This window comes from Pseudoxanthomonas sp., from assembly GCF_027498035.1.
Classification (GTDB): domain Bacteria; phylum Pseudomonadota; class Gammaproteobacteria; order Xanthomonadales; family Xanthomonadaceae; genus Pseudoxanthomonas_A.
In genome coordinates this window covers 1630652-1645647 of record NZ_CP114978.1, presented here as the reverse complement: position 1 = coordinate 1645647, position 14996 = coordinate 1630652, and the positions used below count along the sequence as shown (strand labels likewise).

At 69.2% G+C, this 14996-nt stretch carries 18 protein-coding genes; 8 read left to right on the top strand and 10 right to left on the bottom strand.

What is annotated here, in order from left to right:
- The first annotated feature begins 22 nt into the window (after positions 1-22).
- Positions 23-1804, top strand: coding sequence for a hypothetical protein (locus O8I58_RS07200; protein ID WP_298321814.1), 1782 nt, complete (start codon positions 23-25; stop codon positions 1802-1804).
- Between the two features lie 44 nt (positions 1805-1848).
- Here the strand turns inward: O8I58_RS07200 and hemE are convergent, their stop codons facing one another.
- From hemE to O8I58_RS07185, 3 genes are read right to left on the bottom strand one after another with little or no spacing between them, the layout of a single operon-like run.
- The gene (gene hemE / locus O8I58_RS07195; protein WP_298321812.1) at positions 1849-2919 is read right to left on the bottom strand and encodes a uroporphyrinogen decarboxylase; all 1071 of its coding nucleotides are present in this window, start codon (positions 2917-2919) and stop codon (positions 1849-1851) included.
- A 40-nt stretch (positions 2920-2959) separates the two neighbouring features.
- A complete protein-coding gene (locus tag O8I58_RS07190; protein WP_298321810.1) occupies positions 2960-3214 on the bottom strand; it encodes a WGR domain-containing protein in 255 nt (84 codons plus the stop codon).
- A gap of 29 nt (positions 3215-3243) precedes the next feature.
- A complete protein-coding gene (locus O8I58_RS07185; protein ID WP_298321808.1) occupies positions 3244-4194 on the bottom strand; it encodes a GlxA family transcriptional regulator in 951 nt (316 codons plus the stop codon).
- 94 nt (positions 4195-4288) lie between these two features.
- Here O8I58_RS07185 and O8I58_RS07180 point away from each other — a divergent pair, with 94 nt between their 5' ends.
- A complete protein-coding gene (locus O8I58_RS07180) occupies positions 4289-4912 on the top strand; it encodes a cysteine hydrolase family protein (RefSeq protein ID WP_298321806.1) in 624 nt (207 codons plus the stop codon).
- Positions 4909-5235 (top strand): cupin domain-containing protein, encoded by a 327-nt coding sequence (locus tag O8I58_RS07175; protein ID WP_298321804.1) that lies wholly within the window; start codon positions 4909-4911, stop codon positions 5233-5235. The genes O8I58_RS07180 and O8I58_RS07175 overlap by 4 nt, the downstream gene beginning before the upstream one ends.
- Before the next feature lie 6 nt (positions 5236-5241).
- On the opposite strand, the gene aroB is transcribed toward O8I58_RS07175, so the two are convergent.
- The 3 genes from aroB to O8I58_RS07160 all read right to left on the bottom strand — a co-directional run bounded on the left by aroB (position 5242) and on the right by O8I58_RS07160 (position 7779).
- Positions 5242-6354, bottom strand: a complete 1113-nt coding sequence (gene aroB / locus O8I58_RS07170) for a 3-dehydroquinate synthase (protein WP_298321803.1) — start codon at positions 6352-6354, stop codon at positions 5242-5244.
- A complete protein-coding gene (locus O8I58_RS07165) occupies positions 6351-6896 on the bottom strand; it encodes a shikimate kinase (RefSeq protein WP_298321802.1) in 546 nt (181 codons plus the stop codon). Before O8I58_RS07165 ends, aroB begins: the two co-directional genes overlap by 4 nt.
- Positions 6897-6957: 61 nt before the next feature.
- Positions 6958-7779, bottom strand: coding sequence for a kinase (locus O8I58_RS07160; RefSeq protein ID WP_298321800.1), 822 nt, complete (start codon positions 7777-7779; stop codon positions 6958-6960).
- A gap of 46 nt (positions 7780-7825) precedes the next feature.
- Here O8I58_RS07160 and pdxH point away from each other — a divergent pair, with 46 nt between their 5' ends.
- From pdxH to O8I58_RS07145, 3 genes are read left to right on the top strand one after another with little or no spacing between them, the layout of a single operon-like run.
- Entirely contained in the window at positions 7826-8437 is a 612-nt protein-coding gene (pdxH, locus tag O8I58_RS07155) for a pyridoxamine 5'-phosphate oxidase (protein ID WP_298321798.1), read from the top strand.
- 40 nt (positions 8438-8477) lie between these two features.
- Entirely contained in the window at positions 8478-8930 is a 453-nt protein-coding gene (gene aac(6'), locus O8I58_RS07150; RefSeq protein ID WP_298321796.1) for an aminoglycoside 6'-N-acetyltransferase, read from the top strand.
- A gap of 11 nt (positions 8931-8941) precedes the next feature.
- Entirely contained in the window at positions 8942-9736 is a 795-nt protein-coding gene (locus O8I58_RS07145; protein WP_298321794.1) for an ABC transporter substrate-binding protein, read from the top strand.
- Here the strand turns inward: O8I58_RS07145 and O8I58_RS07140 are convergent.
- A complete protein-coding gene (locus O8I58_RS07140; RefSeq protein WP_298321790.1) occupies positions 9733-11121 on the bottom strand; it encodes an MFS transporter in 1389 nt (462 codons plus the stop codon). The two genes, O8I58_RS07145 and O8I58_RS07140, sit on opposite strands and share 4 nt — an antisense overlap.
- Before the next feature lie 97 nt (positions 11122-11218).
- Here O8I58_RS07140 and soxR point away from each other — a divergent pair, with 97 nt between their 5' ends.
- Positions 11219-11653 carry a redox-sensitive transcriptional activator SoxR gene (soxR, locus tag O8I58_RS07135; RefSeq protein WP_298321788.1) on the top strand — a complete coding sequence of 145 codons (435 nt, stop codon included), beginning with the start codon at positions 11219-11221 and terminating at the stop codon, positions 11651-11653.
- Between the two features lie 85 nt (positions 11654-11738).
- On the opposite strand, the gene O8I58_RS07130 is transcribed toward soxR, so the two are convergent.
- The 3 genes from O8I58_RS07130 to O8I58_RS07120 form a co-directional block, all read right to left on the bottom strand.
- A complete protein-coding gene (locus tag O8I58_RS07130) occupies positions 11739-12227 on the bottom strand; it encodes a DUF4426 domain-containing protein (RefSeq protein WP_298321786.1) in 489 nt (162 codons plus the stop codon).
- 3 nt (positions 12228-12230) lie between these two features.
- A complete protein-coding gene (gene proC / locus O8I58_RS07125) occupies positions 12231-13082 on the bottom strand; it encodes a pyrroline-5-carboxylate reductase (protein WP_298321784.1) in 852 nt (283 codons plus the stop codon).
- 68 nt (positions 13083-13150) lie between these two features.
- Complete coding sequence (locus tag O8I58_RS07120) at positions 13151-13804, bottom strand: YggS family pyridoxal phosphate-dependent enzyme (protein ID WP_298321782.1); 654 nt, start codon at positions 13802-13804, stop codon at positions 13151-13153.
- A gap of 129 nt (positions 13805-13933) precedes the next feature.
- Here O8I58_RS07120 and O8I58_RS07115 point away from each other — a divergent pair, with 129 nt between their 5' ends.
- Positions 13934-14971: a type IV pilus twitching motility protein PilT gene (locus O8I58_RS07115; protein ID WP_298321780.1), complete on the top strand. Its 1038-nt coding sequence runs from the start codon at positions 13934-13936 to the stop codon at positions 14969-14971.
- The last annotated feature ends 25 nt before the right edge of the window (positions 14972-14996 follow it).

Genomic DNA, 14996 nt, shown 5'->3' with positions numbered 1-14996 from the left:
TCCCCCGAAGACAGGTCACTTCATGGACGAAATTCCTTCCTCGCCAGGCAATGCGTCGCAGGCAGATCGTGGCGCGGGTGCAGCGCCGGCGGTGACGCACAGGGTCGATGGCCACGTCACCGAACACGGCGGGCAGGTGCGGGCCCAGGTTCAGCTGGGTGGCGCACAGCTGCGCGCCGGCCTGGATGCCACGCTGCAGGGCGAGGTCGTCCGCAGGGACGGCGTGGTCCGCTACACGCTGGAAGGCACGGTCACCGCTTCCCTCCAGGCCAACGGTTCGGTGCGCGATATCGGCGCCGGCGTACGCGTGCAGGAACGTGGCACGGCCAGGTTCGAGGTTGCATTGCCCGAACACGCCGCGCGTGATGCCGACCTGCGTTCGATCAATCCCTTCGATCCGGCATCGATGCCGGTCGGCACGCGTATCAGCATGGATGCCGCCCACACCGGCAGCGTCGAGGTCACCACCCGGTTGCGACAGCTGGCGACAAAGGACCGGGTCGGGGAAGAACAGGGCGTGCAAATGTCGGTCGAAGCGCTGGAAGGTGGTCGCGTGCGTGTCGTGGCCGGCCCGCGCGAGGCGGTGGAGGCCTATCACGGGATCGGCATCAAGCTTGGCCCTGCCAGCGCCATGCTCGGGCGTGAGGACCGGGTGTCCGGTGGCACGCTGCACAGCGCCGAATTCGACCTGACCACCCCGCAGGGTCGCCAGGCCTACGATGACGTCATGCATTCGGGGACGATGCCCGAGCGCGACGGGCCGGGGCTGTCCCAGGTGACCACGGTTTCGCGCCTGGACGTGCGCTCGGAAGGCAAGGTCGACCTTGGCGTCGGTTCGCTCTCGACTTCGCTCTCGACAGGCGCCAACAGCGGCCAGGTCGTGCGCACCGTGCATGGCGATGGCAGTGCGGACGTCTCGCGCACGCTGCGTTACCGTGAACACGACATCGCCCTGCAGATCGACCAGCCCTTCGCTGCCGATGGCACGCCGGGCGAGCGCAGCTACACCTATCGCTTCACGCCCGATGCTACCCAGGCCGGGCAGCTCAATGCGATCTATGGACGCGATGGCAGCGCGCCGTTCCAGGCCGGGCAGGAAGCCACGCTGCGCTTCAGCGAACAGGAGATGGCCCAGCTACAGGCGGCCACCGGCCGCGCCAGCCAGAACATCGCGCGTACCGGTGGCAGCGATGCGATCCGGTTGTTGGCCGAACCGGCGCCGGAAGGTGGCCAGCGCACCCCGGAACGGTTCGCCGCCGACCTGATCCGCAACCCGAGCACCCTGGCCAGCCTGCCTTCGACCCTGTACACCGTTTCGCTGCGCTCGGGTGAGGAAGCACGTGGACGCGAGCTGTCGTTCTCGCCGCTGCCTGGGCAGGTGGAAGGCGCGACGCACGGCACGCCCAACACGCCATCGTCCGGCGCGCCGTCCGTCACCGCGCCGACCGTTGATTTCACACGCGCGGAGACGGCGCAGCCTGTGCTGGGCCACGGCAGCCATCCCGATACGCCGCTCTACATGGCGATCCGCGATCACGCACCGGCAGGCGTGGGCGAAGACCATCTTGCGCAGGCCACCTTGCTGGCCCGCCACGAAGGCATCACGGCTGACCGCCTGCAGCACGTCCACGTGCAGGACCAGACCCTGTGGCTGGTCGGCAACTCGCCCGGCCAGCGCGCCAGCGTGGATCTGGGCCAGCCAGCGCCGCAGGCGCGCGAAACCGGCGCCCAGCTGTTGATGATGCCGGTCCAGTCCGATCAGGCGCAGCAGCAGGAACGCCAGGCGTCGATGGCCCGCGGCTGAAGTCGCGCGTGAAGTTGGGCGCGGCCTGGCCGCGCCCGATGCCATCAGCGTGCGCTGTGGCGATGCACCGCTTCGACCAGCGCGGCGACGTGATCCGGATTCATGTCAGGCGACATGCCGTGGCCCAGGTTGAACACATGGCCGTCGCGGCTGCCGCCATTGCCGCTGGCGTAGCTGTCCAGCGCGTTCTTGACCTGCGCATCGATCGCAGCCGGTGAGCCGTACAGCACCGCTGGGTCCAGGTTGCCCTGCAGTGCGACCTGGCCGCCGGTGCGGCGCGCGGCATCGGACAGCTCCACCAGCCAGTCCACGCCGACCGCGTCGGTGCCGGTGGCGGCCAGCGCTTCCAGGTGTACGGCATTGCCCTTGCCGAACAGGATCAGCGGCGTGCGTTCTTCGCCATGGCCACGTTCCAGTTCGGCCGCGATGCGCTGCAGGTAGGGCAGCGAGAACTCGCGGTACATCGCCGGGCTCAACACGCCGCCCCAGGTGTCGAACACCTGCAGCGCCTGCGCACCGGCCGCGCGCTGCGCTGACAGGTAGGCGATCACCGCGTCGGTGTTGACCTTCAGCAGCGCGTGCAGCGTGGCCGGGTCGTTGAGTGCCATCGCCTTGATCCGGGCGAAGTCCTTGCTGCCGCCGCCTTCGACCATGTAGCAGGCCAGCGTCCACGGGCTGCCGGAAAAGCCGATCAGCGGCACGCTGCCGTCCAGTTCGCGGCGGATCACGCGCACCGCGTCCATCACGTAGCGCAGCTCGGTTTCCATGTCCGGCACGCCCAGCCTGGACGCGTCGGCGGCGCTGCGCACGGTGTGCTTGAACTTGGGGCCTTCGCCATCGACGAAGTACAGCTCCAGGCCCATCGCGTCGGGGATGGTGAGGATGTCGGAGAACAGGATCGCCGCGTCCAGCGGGAAGCGCGCCAACGGCTGCAGCGTCACCTCGCAGGCGATTTCCGGGTTCTTGGCCATCGCCAGGAAGCTGCCGGCCCTGGCACGCGTGGCGCGGTACTCGGGCAGGTAGCGCCCGGCCTGGCGCATCAGCCAGACAGGCGTGCGGTCGGTGGGCTGGCGGCGCAACGCGCGCAGCAGGCGGTCGTTCTTGAGGGGTGTCATGGCGGATTCAACGAAAGGGAAAAGGAAGGCGCGCGCAGGGTCAGCGCGGCGCGTCGGCGCCGCGCACGAACATCACCTGGAAGCCGCGCTTGAGGTGCGCATCGCGGGCTTTCTCGAACGCCGCGGTGGCCTCGGCCTGGGCCAGGTACTGCTCGCGACGCAGCTGGCCGCGGCCGCCGATCTGGCCGCTTTCGCGCAGCAGCTCCCAGCCGCCGAACAGGTCGGGCTGCAGGGTCAGCTGCAGGTATCGGGCGGATTCGCCCGCGGTTGGATGCTGTTGCAGGAAGAGGCGCATGGACGCGATTGTAGCCAAGCCGGTTGCGTTCAACCGCGAAAGCTCCGCCGGTAGGCCGAGGGTGAGGTGCCCAGCGTGGCGGCGAATCGCTGGCGCAGCGAGGTGGCGCTGCCGAACCCGGCTTCGCCGGCGATCCGGTCCAGTGGCCGGTCAGTGGTTTCCAGCAGCCGTTGCGCGCGCGCCAGCCGTTGGTGCGCCAGCCAGTCGCCGACGCTGGCGCCGGTCGCGTGCCTGAATCGCCGGGTGAAGGTGCGTCGGCTCATCAGCGCGCGCGCGGCCAGCGTGTCCACGTCCAGGCGCTGGTCCAGGCGGGTCAGCGCCCATTCCAGCACCTGGCCCAGGCGTTCGTCGCCCGGGTCGGTGGGCAGTGGTTGTTCGATGTACTGGGTCTGCCCGCCCTGGCGATGCGGCGCCACCACCAGCCGCCGGGCGATGCGGTTGGCGACCTCGGCGCCATGGAGGCGGCGCACCAGGTGCAGGCAGCAGTCGATGCCGGCCACGGTGCCCGCGGACGTCAGCACGTCGCCATCGTCCACGTACAGCACGTCCGGCTGCAGCCGCACCTGCGGATGGCGCCGGGCGAAGGTCTCCAGCGCGGCCCAGTGCGTGGTGGCCGGGCGGCCATCCAGCAGGCCGGCATCGGCCAGGACGAAGGTGCCCAGGCACAGCCCCACCAACTGCGCACCGGCTGCGTGGGCGCGACGCAGTGCCACGATCAGCTCCGGCGGGGCCGGTTCGTCCTGATGGCGCCAGGACGGCACGATCACGGTGTCGGCGCCGTCCAGGCCCTCCAATCCATGCGCAGGCTGCAGGCTGAAACCGGCATCGGTGCGCAGCGGGCCGGGCTCGGCCGCGCAGACCCGCAGCTCGAAGGCGAGCAGGTCCGGCTCCGGGCGCGATTCGAACACCAGGCACGGTACGGACAGGTGGAAGGGGCTGATGCGGTCGAAGGCGACCACGGCGATGCGATGCGGCGACATGGCCCGATTCTATCGAAAGTTATTCATCGGGCCACTCGTTAGCCAGGCGATGGCCGCGCAGACTGGCCGCCTTCTCCGACAAAAGGCGCTTCCCATGTCTGCTCCCCGTCGTGCCCTGCTGGTCATCGATGTCCAGAACGAATACTTCACCGGCCAGCTGCGCATCGCCCATCCGCCGGTGTCCGAATCGTTGCCCAACATCGTCCGTGCGATCGATGCCGCCCACGTGCAAGGCGTACCGGTGGTCGTGTTCCAGCACACGCTGCCGGCTGGCGCGCCGGTGTTTGCCGATGGCAGCGCCAGCTGGGACCTGCATCCGGACGTGGCCGCACGCCCGCGCGATCACCACCTCCGCAAGGCGCAGCCCAGCGTGTTCACCGGCACCGACCTGGCGGCGTGGCTGGCCGCGCACGACATCGATACCGTCACCGTGGTCGGTTACATGACCCACAACTGCAACGCCTCCAGCATCTATGAAGCCTTCCATCGCGGCCTGCGCGTGGAAGTGCTGGGCGATGCCAGTGGCGCGCTGCCCTACGCCAACGCCGCCGGCCAGGCCAGCGCCGAGGAAATCCACCGGGTCTTCAGCGTGGTCTTCCACAGCAACTTCGCCGCGGTGGCCACGACCGACGCCTGGATCGCTGCGCTGCAGGCCGGGCAAGCCCTGCCGCTGGACAACATCCTGCAGTCCAACCAGCGCGCATGCGCCGCCGCATGAGTCCTCCGACGCCGACGGTGGTACGCAGCCGTGACTTCATCGGCTCGCGCGCCTGGGACGCGCTGCCGGTCGCGTTGATCGATGGCGTCGGCGTGCGCCTGCACTGGACCGACCAGCCCTACGTCTGGCACGTCAACGACGGGCAGGAAGTGTTCGCGGTGCTGGATGGCCGCGTGCAGATGCGCTGGCGCCAGGAGGGCGCCGAGCGTGTCGCGTTGCTCGAAGCAGGTGATGTCTTCCACGCACCGGAAGGCACCGAGCACGTCGCCCATCCGCAGGGCACAGCCCGTGTCCTGGTGATCGAACGCGAGGGCAGTGCCTGACGCGGGTTACGGCATCCCGGCCAGGACCGGCAGCACCTGGGCTTCGTCGACGTCGGGCACCACGATGGCCTGGCCGATCCCGCGCCACAGCACCAGGCGCAGGCGGCCAGCGATGTTCTTCTTGTCCAGGCGCATCCGGCCCAGCAGCGCATCGGGTGAGAGGCCGGCGGGGATCTGCGTGGGCAGGCCGTAGGCGGACAGCAGCGCGATGAGGCGCCCGGTGTCTTCGGTGTTGCTCAGGCCCAGCCGCGCCGACAGGCGTGCGGCCAGGACCATGCCCACGGCGACAGCTTCGCCGTGGTTGAGGTTGGCGTTGCCCACGCCGCCGTAGCCCTGTTCGGTTTCGATGGCATGGCCGAAGGTGTGGCCCAGGTTGAGCAGCGCGCGCTCGCCTTTTTCCAGCGGGTCGCGGGCGACGATGGCGGCCTTGGCTTCGCAGCTGCGGGCGATGGCGGTCGCCAGCGCGTGCGCGTCACCGGCCAGCAGTGGCTGGTGCTGCGCTTCGAGCCACTCGAAGAACAGCGGATCGCCGAGTGCGCCGTACTTGATGACCTCGGCCAGGCCGGCGCGGATCTCGCGTGGTGGCAGCGTGGTGAGCGCGGCGGTGTCGGCAAACACCGCACGCGGCGGATGGAACGCGCCGACCAGGTTCTTGCCCTGCGGGATGTCCACGGCGGTCTTGCCGCCGACCGACGAATCCACCATCGACAGCAGCGTGGTCGGCAGCTGCACTACATCCACGCCGCGCATCCAGCAGGCCGCGGCGAAGCCGGCCAGGTCGCCGACCACGCCGCCGCCCAGCGCGAACACGCAGGCATCGCGGGTCGCACCCAGCGCGGCGAGGGCGTCGATGGCACCACCGAAATTTTCCAGTGTCTTGGATTCCTCGCCGGCCGGCAGCACGAAGCGCGCGATCTTGATCTCGGGCTTGGCTGTGGTCAGCGCCTGCTCCAGCGCATCGGCATACAGCGGTGCGACATGCGAGTCGCTGACCAGCAGCACATGGCGGCCACGCACATGCTGGGCGAGTGCTGTGCCATCGGCGATCAGGCCGGCGCCGATACGGATGTCGTAAGGCGTGTCGCCGCCGACGTGGACGGTCTGCATGGACGGGCTCATGCGGCGTTGGCGCCGTTGCGCTGCCATTCGCGCGCCAGGCGGCAGACCAGGGCCGCGGTGGCTTCGCCCGGGGTCAGGCGGTCGGCTTCCAGGACCAGGTCGGCCACTTCCAGGTACAGCGGTTCACGGAGACGGATCAATTCGGTCAGGACCTCGCGGCGGTCGCCGGTGAGCAGTAAAGGACGGTTGCGGTCGCGACCCACGCGCTTGAGCTGGGTGTCCACGTCCACCCGCAGGTAGATGACGAAGCCACGCTGGCGCATCAGCGCACGGTTGCCGGCACTCAGCACCGCGCCGCCGCCGCTGGCCACCACCTGGCCTTCGCCGGCCAGCAATTCGGCCAGCGCAGCGCTTTCGCGCTCACGGAAACCGGCTTCGCCGACTTCCTCGAAAATGGTGGGAATGCTGGTGCCGCTGGTCTCGACCACGGCGTGATCCACGTCGGCGAAATCCAGGCTGAAACGCTCGGCGATGCGGCGGCCGATGGAGGTCTTGCCGGCGCCCATGGGGCCGACCATCACGAGATTGGGGGCGGGATTCATCGCCTCGAATGATAGCGGCGACGGCGCGCCGGTCGCCACGGAAGTTGCAGGGGAAACCGTGTCAGTGGCCGACAACGCGTCGCTGCGCATCCACCGCGATCACCCGGTCCGCCAGCCGTGGCAGCGTGCGCAGCGCCTGCCGGCTGACGCGCTCGTAGTGCTGGACGAAGCGTTCCAGTTGCGCACGGGTCATGCCGGCCTGGCCTGGGTGCGCGGCCTTGAGTTGTTGCTCGGCCTGCCAGCGCCAGGCGACCACGTTGTCGAAGCCCGGTGGCTGCAGGAACCACAGTGCGTCGCAGGTCTTCCACAGCGCCGGGTAATCGCGTGCCAGCGCGGCGTTGCAGGTGCTGCGCCATAGGCCGTCGCGGTCTTCCTCCCGTTCCAGTGCGTTGATCGGCGCCACCAGCGCGGCCAGTTCCTGTGCAGGCGTGCCCAGGCACCAGCCTTCGAAGATCACCAGCTGCGCCGGTGCTTCTAGCGTCGGCCACTGCGATTCGGGCGCACGGTCGTCGGCCAGCTTGTCGAAGCGCGGCAGCTTCACCGATCGACCTTCGCGCAGTGCCCGTAGCGTGGCCAGTGCCAACGGCAGGTCGTGGGTGCCGGGCGGGCCGCGGGTTTCCAGCAGCGGGTGAACCTCGTGTGCCAGCGTCTTGCGGGCCGCGCGGGTCAGGTAGAAATCGTCCAGGGACAGCACCGCCGGACGAAGGCCCGCATCGGTGGCAGCCCGTGCCAGCTGCGCGGCGAACGTGGATTTTCCAGTGCCCTGCAGCATCGACAGCCCCCAGACCGGCACCGCCTGCGGCAGGGCGCGGATGCTGGCCAGTGCCGCCTGGACCAGGGTGTCGGGGAAGCCTTGGCCAGACGGGTGCGTGGGTGTGCCCATCGGGCGACAATAGCGCACCGTTCCCGACCACCCGCGCGCTTTCACGATGACCACCGAAGTCGATCTCTACGCCGAAGCCCTGTCCACCTTCTCCGGACTCTACGAGGAGGCCAGCCAGAGCACGGCCGAGCCCGAATACAACGCGATGAGCCTGGCCACCGCGACCCTGCAAGGCCACCCGTCGCTGCGGACGGTGCTGCTGAAGGCGCATGACGCGCGCGGTTTCGTGTTCTATAGCCACCTGGACAGCCAGAAGGGCCAGGAGCTGCAGGCCAACCCGCGCGCGGCGCTGCTGCTGCTGTGGCGCACCCTGCGCGAGGCCGGCATCCAGGTGCGCATCGAAGGCGCCGTGCAGCTGGTCAGCGACGCCGAGGCCGATGCCTACTTCGCCACCCGCGCGCGCGAAAGCCAGCTCGGTGCATGGGCCTCGGCCCAGTCGCACACGCTGGAGGACGAGGACGACTTCAACGACCGCCTGGTCCAGGTCGAGACCGAGTTCGAAGGCCGCGAGGTGCCGCGCCCGGATGGCTGGACCGGTTTCCGCGTGGTGCCCGACAGTTTCGAGTTCTGGTACGGCGCCAGGTTCCGCCTGCACGAACGCTGGCGCTATGAGCGCGACGTGGATGGCGGCTGGACCAAGCGGATGCTGTTTCCTTGAGCGCCGCGCCGCGCGTAGGCACACCCGGATTTCCCCGCACTTGAACGACACCTTCTCGGTCCGCGGCGCCACCGCGGGCGATCTGCGTGCCTGGGCGCGCCTGCGCACGGCGCTGTGGCCGGACGAAACCGATGCCTTCGGCAACGTCGCCGAAGCGCTGCAGCGCTCGGACGCCGGCAACTTCATCGCCTTCGCCGCCGACGGCACCGCGGTGGGCTTCGCCGAAGCGACGTTGCGCCAGGACCATGTCAACGGAACCAATTCGTCGCCGGTGGGCTTCCTGGAGGGCTGGTATGTCGCCGCCGACTGGCGCGGGCGCGGCGTGGGCCGCGCGCTGCTGTCCGCGGTGCGCGACTGGGCGCGTGCGCAGGGCTGCGCCGAGCTGGCCTCCGATGCGGCGCTGGACAACCTCGATGCCCAGCGTATCCATGCCGCATGCGGTTTCGAGGAAACCGAGCGGGTGGTGTATTTCCGCATGACGCTGCCGGATTGAGGCGCGCCGCGATGGGTCCGCGCCGGATCGTCTGCCTGACCGAGGAGCCCTGCGAGACGCTGTACGCGCTGGGCGAGCAAGACCGCATCGTTGGCATCAGTGGCTTCACCGTGCGTCCGCCACAGGCCCGTCGCGAGAAGCCCAAGGTCGCCGCGTTCACCAGCGCCAGGATCGACCAGATCCTGGCGCTCAAGCCGGATCTGGCGATTGGCTTTTCCGACATCCAGGCCGACATCGCCGCTGCGCTGGTCAAGGCCGGCGTGGAAGTGTGGATCGCCAACCATCGCAGCGTCGAAGGCATCGTCGACTACGTGCGCCGGCTCGGCGCGTTGGTCGGTTGCGCAGCAAAGGCCGAGGCCTATGCCGATGCGCTGGAACGCGGGCTGGAGACGGCGCAGGCCCAGGGCGCGCAGCTGCCGCGCCGGCCGAAGGTGTACTCCGAGGAATGGGACACACCCATCATCACCGGCATCCAGTGGGTCGCCGAGTTGATCGGCATCGCCGGCGGCGAGGACATCTTCCCCGAGCTGTCGCGCGAGCCGCTGGCCAGGGGCCGCATCCTGGCCGATGGCGCGCCGGTGATCGCACGTGCGCCGGACATCATCCTGGGCGCGTGGTGCGGCAAGCGTTTCCGGCCCGAACACGTGGCTGCGCGGCCGGGCTGGGACGCCATCCCCGCGGTGCGCGATGGCGAACTGCACGAGATCAAATCGCCGCTGATCCTGCAGCCCGGGCCGGCCGCGTTGACCGATGGCCTGCAGGCCATCGTCGCCATCATCCATGCATGGAGCGCGCGCCAGCGCTAGCGCGGCGCTCGGCTGCTGCGGGTGCGTCGCGCCAGCCAAGCCGCCACCACTGCGCATAGCAGCGAGATTGCAAACGGCGCGGCGTAGCCCAACAACGGGGCGCGCGGCAGCAGCACCGCGAACAACGAACCCCCGATCGCCAGCGCGGTCGCCACCGCGACCGCTTCGCACAGCTGCAGCGCGGCGCTGTTGCGGCCCTGTTCGGCCGGCGCTGACAGCGACAGCGTCAACACCGACAGGCTGGCATAGAGCAGGCCCATGCCCAGCCCGGTGAAGGCCCAGCCGATCACCGGCACGATCACCGGCATCGCCGGCCAGACCACCGTCGCGGTCGCCGCGCCGCCCAATCCCAGCAGCGTGCAACCGGTGCGCAGCACCGCCTGCCGGCTCAGCCCCGCACGATGGCCCTGGTACCAGGAGCCGAAGAACCAGCCCAGCGCGCCCACGCTCAAGGCCGCGCCGGCCCAGCTGGGCGACAGGCCGTGTTCGTGCGAGAGCACCAGCGGCAGGAACGCCTCGCTGCCGAAGAAGGCCGCCGCGGCCATCCCGCGCAGGCCGATCACGCTGGGCAGCCCGCGTGCACCGCGCAACGTGCCGTGTGGCAGCAGGCGCCAGGTGCTGACCAGCAGCAGGCCCAGTGCAGGCAGCACGATCACCGTCGCAATCAGGCCGTGCTGATGCGCGCCCAGGTAAAGCGCACACACGCCCAGCGCCGCACCCACGGCCCAGCCTGCAGATTGTCCCGGCTGAGCCTGTGCGGGCGGCGGTGTCAGCGCTGCCAGTGCGGGTCGCAGCAGCCAGGCTGCAGGGATAGCGAGCACCGGCACCGCCAGGAACACCCAGCGCCAGCCCAGGTGTTCGACCACCAGTCCGCTCAAGGCCGGGCCGACCAGCGATGGCACCACCCAGCCGGCCGAGAACGCGGCGAAGATGCGCGGCCGCAGGTCTTCCGGATACTGCCGCCCGACCAGTACGTACAGCGCCACCGACAGCGCGCCTGCGCCCAGTCCCTGGACCAGGCGCCCGGCGATCAGCACTGGCATCGTCGTGGCCAGGCCTGCCAGCAGTAGCCCCGCGACGAAGCAGGCCAGGCCGCTCCACAGCGCGCTGGCCGGACCGTTGCGATCGCTCCAGCGCCCGGCCACCGTCATGCCGACCACGCTGGTAGCCAGCGTGCCGCCGAAGGCCAGCGCATACAGCGGTAGACCATCCAGTGCGGTGGCCACCGTCGGCATCGCCGCGGCCACGGCCAACGCCTCGAATGCGGTCAGCGACACCAGCGCGACCATGCCGACGGTGGTGGCACGGTAGCGCGGCGCGAGGATCGATTCGGGCGTGACGATCGCTTCGGATCGGGGCAGGGCAGGTGTGTTCGAGGCGTTCATGTAGGACCACATTGGAAGAGGCGCCGGAGGATCGCGCGCTTGCACGCCACTGGCGGGGACGGCAGCATGCGACCTCAAGCAAAGTTGAGGTCAAGCGATGCGGGAGCTGGCGGTGGGCGATGTGGCAAAACGCAGCGGCATGGCCGTCTCGGCGCTGCATTTCTACGAGAAGAAAGGGCTGATTCACAGCCTGCGCACATCCGGCAACCAGCGCCGCTACGGGCGCGATGTGCTGCGGCGGTTGGCGGTGATCCGGGTGGCCCAGCGCGTGGGCGTGCCGCTGGAATCGGTGCGTCGAGCCTTCGAGGTGCTGCCCGAGGCGCGCACGCCGACCAAGGCTGAATGGGCGCGGATGTCGGCGGCGTGGAAGCACGAGTTGGACGAACGCATCCTTGCGCTTCATCAATTGCGGGACCAGCTCACCGACTGCATCGGCTGCGGCTGCCTGTCGTTGCGCCGGTGCCGGTTGAGCAATCCCGACGACACGCTGGGCGAGCAGGGCGATGGCCCGCAACGCTGGTGTGCAGGTTGAAGTTAGCTTGTGTGTGAGGCGCTACAGCGGCGACGGGGCTCTGCTGGTCGAGCCATCGCCGTTGTAGCGGCTCCCACACGGCACGCTAGAACGTGCGTTCGAAGCGCAGCGTGCCACCGCCTTCGGGGCTGCGGATCTCCAGCACGAAGCGCAAGGTGTCGTGTGCGCTGACGTCGATCACGCCGATCTGGTCCAGGTAATCGCCGGTGCGCACGATGCGGAAGGCGATGGGCTGGCGCCGTCCGGACAGATCGGTCGCGCTGCCGCTGACGTCGCCCTGCGCCGGCAGTTCGTCGTTGCCCTGCATCCGCCGCAGCGCGATCACGACCAGGGCCCGGCCGGCGCCGCGTTCGATCCCGTAGGCCTGCGCGGCGGTGGCATTCATCGACAGGCTCGGCAGTGCGTTGTAGCGCACGCGCAGGTTGCCGAACTGCTGCATGGTGTCGGCCGGGGCGATGGCTTCGACCTTGCGTGGGGTTTCACCGGCCGAGCAGGCGGTCAGCGCAGCGCACAGCAGCGCGACGCTCAGGCCATGGCCGAGCCGCGGCAATCGCGAGGTGCACCCGCGGGTCATGACTCAGTCGTTGGCCGCCGACAGCGCCTTGCCGCGCGCGGTGGCGGCGGCAATCGCCGCTTCGGTCAGCTGCTCGAAGCCACCGGCCTGGAAGGTCTCGACCGCGGCTTGTGTGGTGCCGTTGGGTGACGTGACGCGGCGGCGCAGTTCGGCCGGCGCTTCGCCCGATTCGGTCAGCATCCGCGCCGCGCCCAGCACCGTCTGCAGGGTCAGGGCGCGCGCGGCGTCGGCGGGCAGGCCCTGGGCGATGCCGGCGGCTTCCATCGCCTCGGCCAGCAGGAATACATAGGCCGGGCCGCTGCCGGACACGGCGGTCACCGCATCCATCTGCGCTTCGGCGTCGATCCACACGGTCTTGCCGGCGCAGGACAGCAATGCATCGGTGCGGTTGCGGCCGGCCGCGTCCACTTGCTCGGTGGCGAACAGCCCGGTCACGCCTGCGCCGAGCAGGGCCGGTGTATTGGGCATGGCGCGGACCACGGCCGCATCCCCCCCCAGCCAGCGCGACAACTGCGCGGCGGTGATGCCGGCGGCAATCGACACCACCAGCGGCCTGGCCTGGGTCGCCACATCGGCCAGCGCTTCGCAGACGCCACGCATCACCTGTGGTTTGACCGCGAACAGCCACAGCCCCGCGCCCTGGACGGCATCGGCGGCGGTTTCGAATACCTGTACGCCGAACTGGCTGGCCAGTCCCTCGCGCAGTTCGGCCACCGGTTCGGCCACGCGGATCGACGCCGGGTCGATGCCACGGGCGATCAGGCCGCCGATCAGGCTGCGCGCCATGTTGCCGCCGCCGATGAAGGCCGTGGCATCGCTGGCGGGCGTGGCGTGCTGCGGCGTCGGGCTGGTCATGGTGCGGGTGGATTCCTGGAGAAGTGACCGCTGGATTATCACCGCTTCGCCGATGTGGGCGATGGGTGCTACGGCTTGGCCGGCCGCGCGCCGAACAAGGCCGTGCCGACCCGGACCATGGTCGCGCCTTCGGCCACCGCCAGCGCGCAGTCCTCGCTCATGCCCATCGACAGCGTGTCCACGCCCGCGTGTGTCGCGGCCAGGGTGTCGAACAGCGCTTTCATCTTCGCGAATGCAGCGCGGCGCAAGGCCGGATCTTCGTGCGGTGCGGGGATCGCCATCAACCCGCGCAGCGCCAGGGTCGGCTGGGTAGCGATCAGGGTGGCCAATGCATCGATCTCGGTGGGCGCGCAACCGTGCTTGCTGGACTCGTCGTCGATGTTGACCTGGATCAGCACGTTCAACGGCGGCTTCCCGGCAGGCCGTGCCGAAGCCAGCGCGGTGACCAGCTTGGGACGGTCCACGGTCTGGACCCAGTCGAACAGTTCGGCGGCCACGCCGGCCTTGTTGGACTGCAGGTGGCCGATCAGGTGCCAGGTCAGGCCCGATCGATCCAGCGCGGCCAGCTTGGCCTGGGCTTCCTGCACGTAGTTCTCGCCGAAGACGTGCTGGCCGGCATCGGCCAGTTCGGCCACGGCCTGCGCCGGCTGGAACTTGGAGACCGCCACCAGGGTCGGCATTGGCCGCTGGGCCGCGGTGGCCGCGTTCTGCAGCCTGTTCATGGTGTCGGCGAGACGCTTGGAAAGCACGTGGACAGGCCCGTTGGCAGTCGCGGGAAGGACGCTATACTGCCCTTCGGGGATACATGGTTCCAGTTGGCAGCACTTTTCGACAGGGGAAACACTCGACGCATGGATATCGCCGAACTACTGGCCTTCTCGGTCAAGAACAAGGCTTCGGACCTGCATCTGTCGGCCGGGCTGCCGCCGATGATCCGCGTGGACGGCGACGTGCGCCGCATCAACATTCCCGCGCTGGACCACAAGCAGGTGCACGCGCTGGTCTACGACATCATGTCGGACAAGCAGCGTCGCGATTACGAGGAATTCCTCGAGGTCGACTTCTCCTTCGAGATTCCCTCGCTGGCCCGCTTCCGCGTCAACGCGTTCAACCAGAACCGCGGCGCCGGTGCGGTGTTCCGCACCATTCCGTCCGAAGTGCTGACCCTGGAAGAGCTGGGTTGCCCGCCGCTGTTCCGCGAAATGATCCAGCAGCCGCAGGGCTTGATCCTGGTCACCGGCCCGACCGGCTCGGGCAAGTCGACCACGCTGGCGGCGATGATCGACTTCATCAACAAGAACGAATACGGCCACATCCTCACCGTCGAGGACCCGATCGAATTCGTCCACACCTCGCAGAAGTGCCTGATCAACCAGCGCGAAGTGCACCGCGACACGCACGGCTTCAACGAGGCATTGCGTTCGGCCCTGCGCGAAGACCCTGACTACATCCTGGTCGGCGAGTTACGCGACCTGGAAACCATCCGCCTGGCGCTGACCGCCGCGGAAACCGGCCACCTGGTGTTCGGCACCCTGCACACCAGCTCGGCGGCCAAGACCATCGACCGCATCATCGACGTGTTCCCCGCAGGCGAAAAGCCGATGGTCCGCTCGATGCTATCCGAGTCGCTGCGTTCGGTGATCTCGCAGGCGCTGCTGAAGAAGGTGGGGGGCGGACGCACCGCAGCCTGGGAAATCATGGTCGGCACGCCGGCCATCCGTAACCTGATCCGCGAGGACAAGGTCGCGCAGATGTACTCGGCCATCCAGACCGGCCAGCAGTACGGCATGATGACCCTGGACCAACATCTGCAGGACCTGGTCAAGCGCAGCCAGATCACGCGCAACCAGGCCAAGGAATACGCCAAGGACAAGCGTCTGTTCGAGTGATGCGGGCGGGGCGCCTGCATCGGCA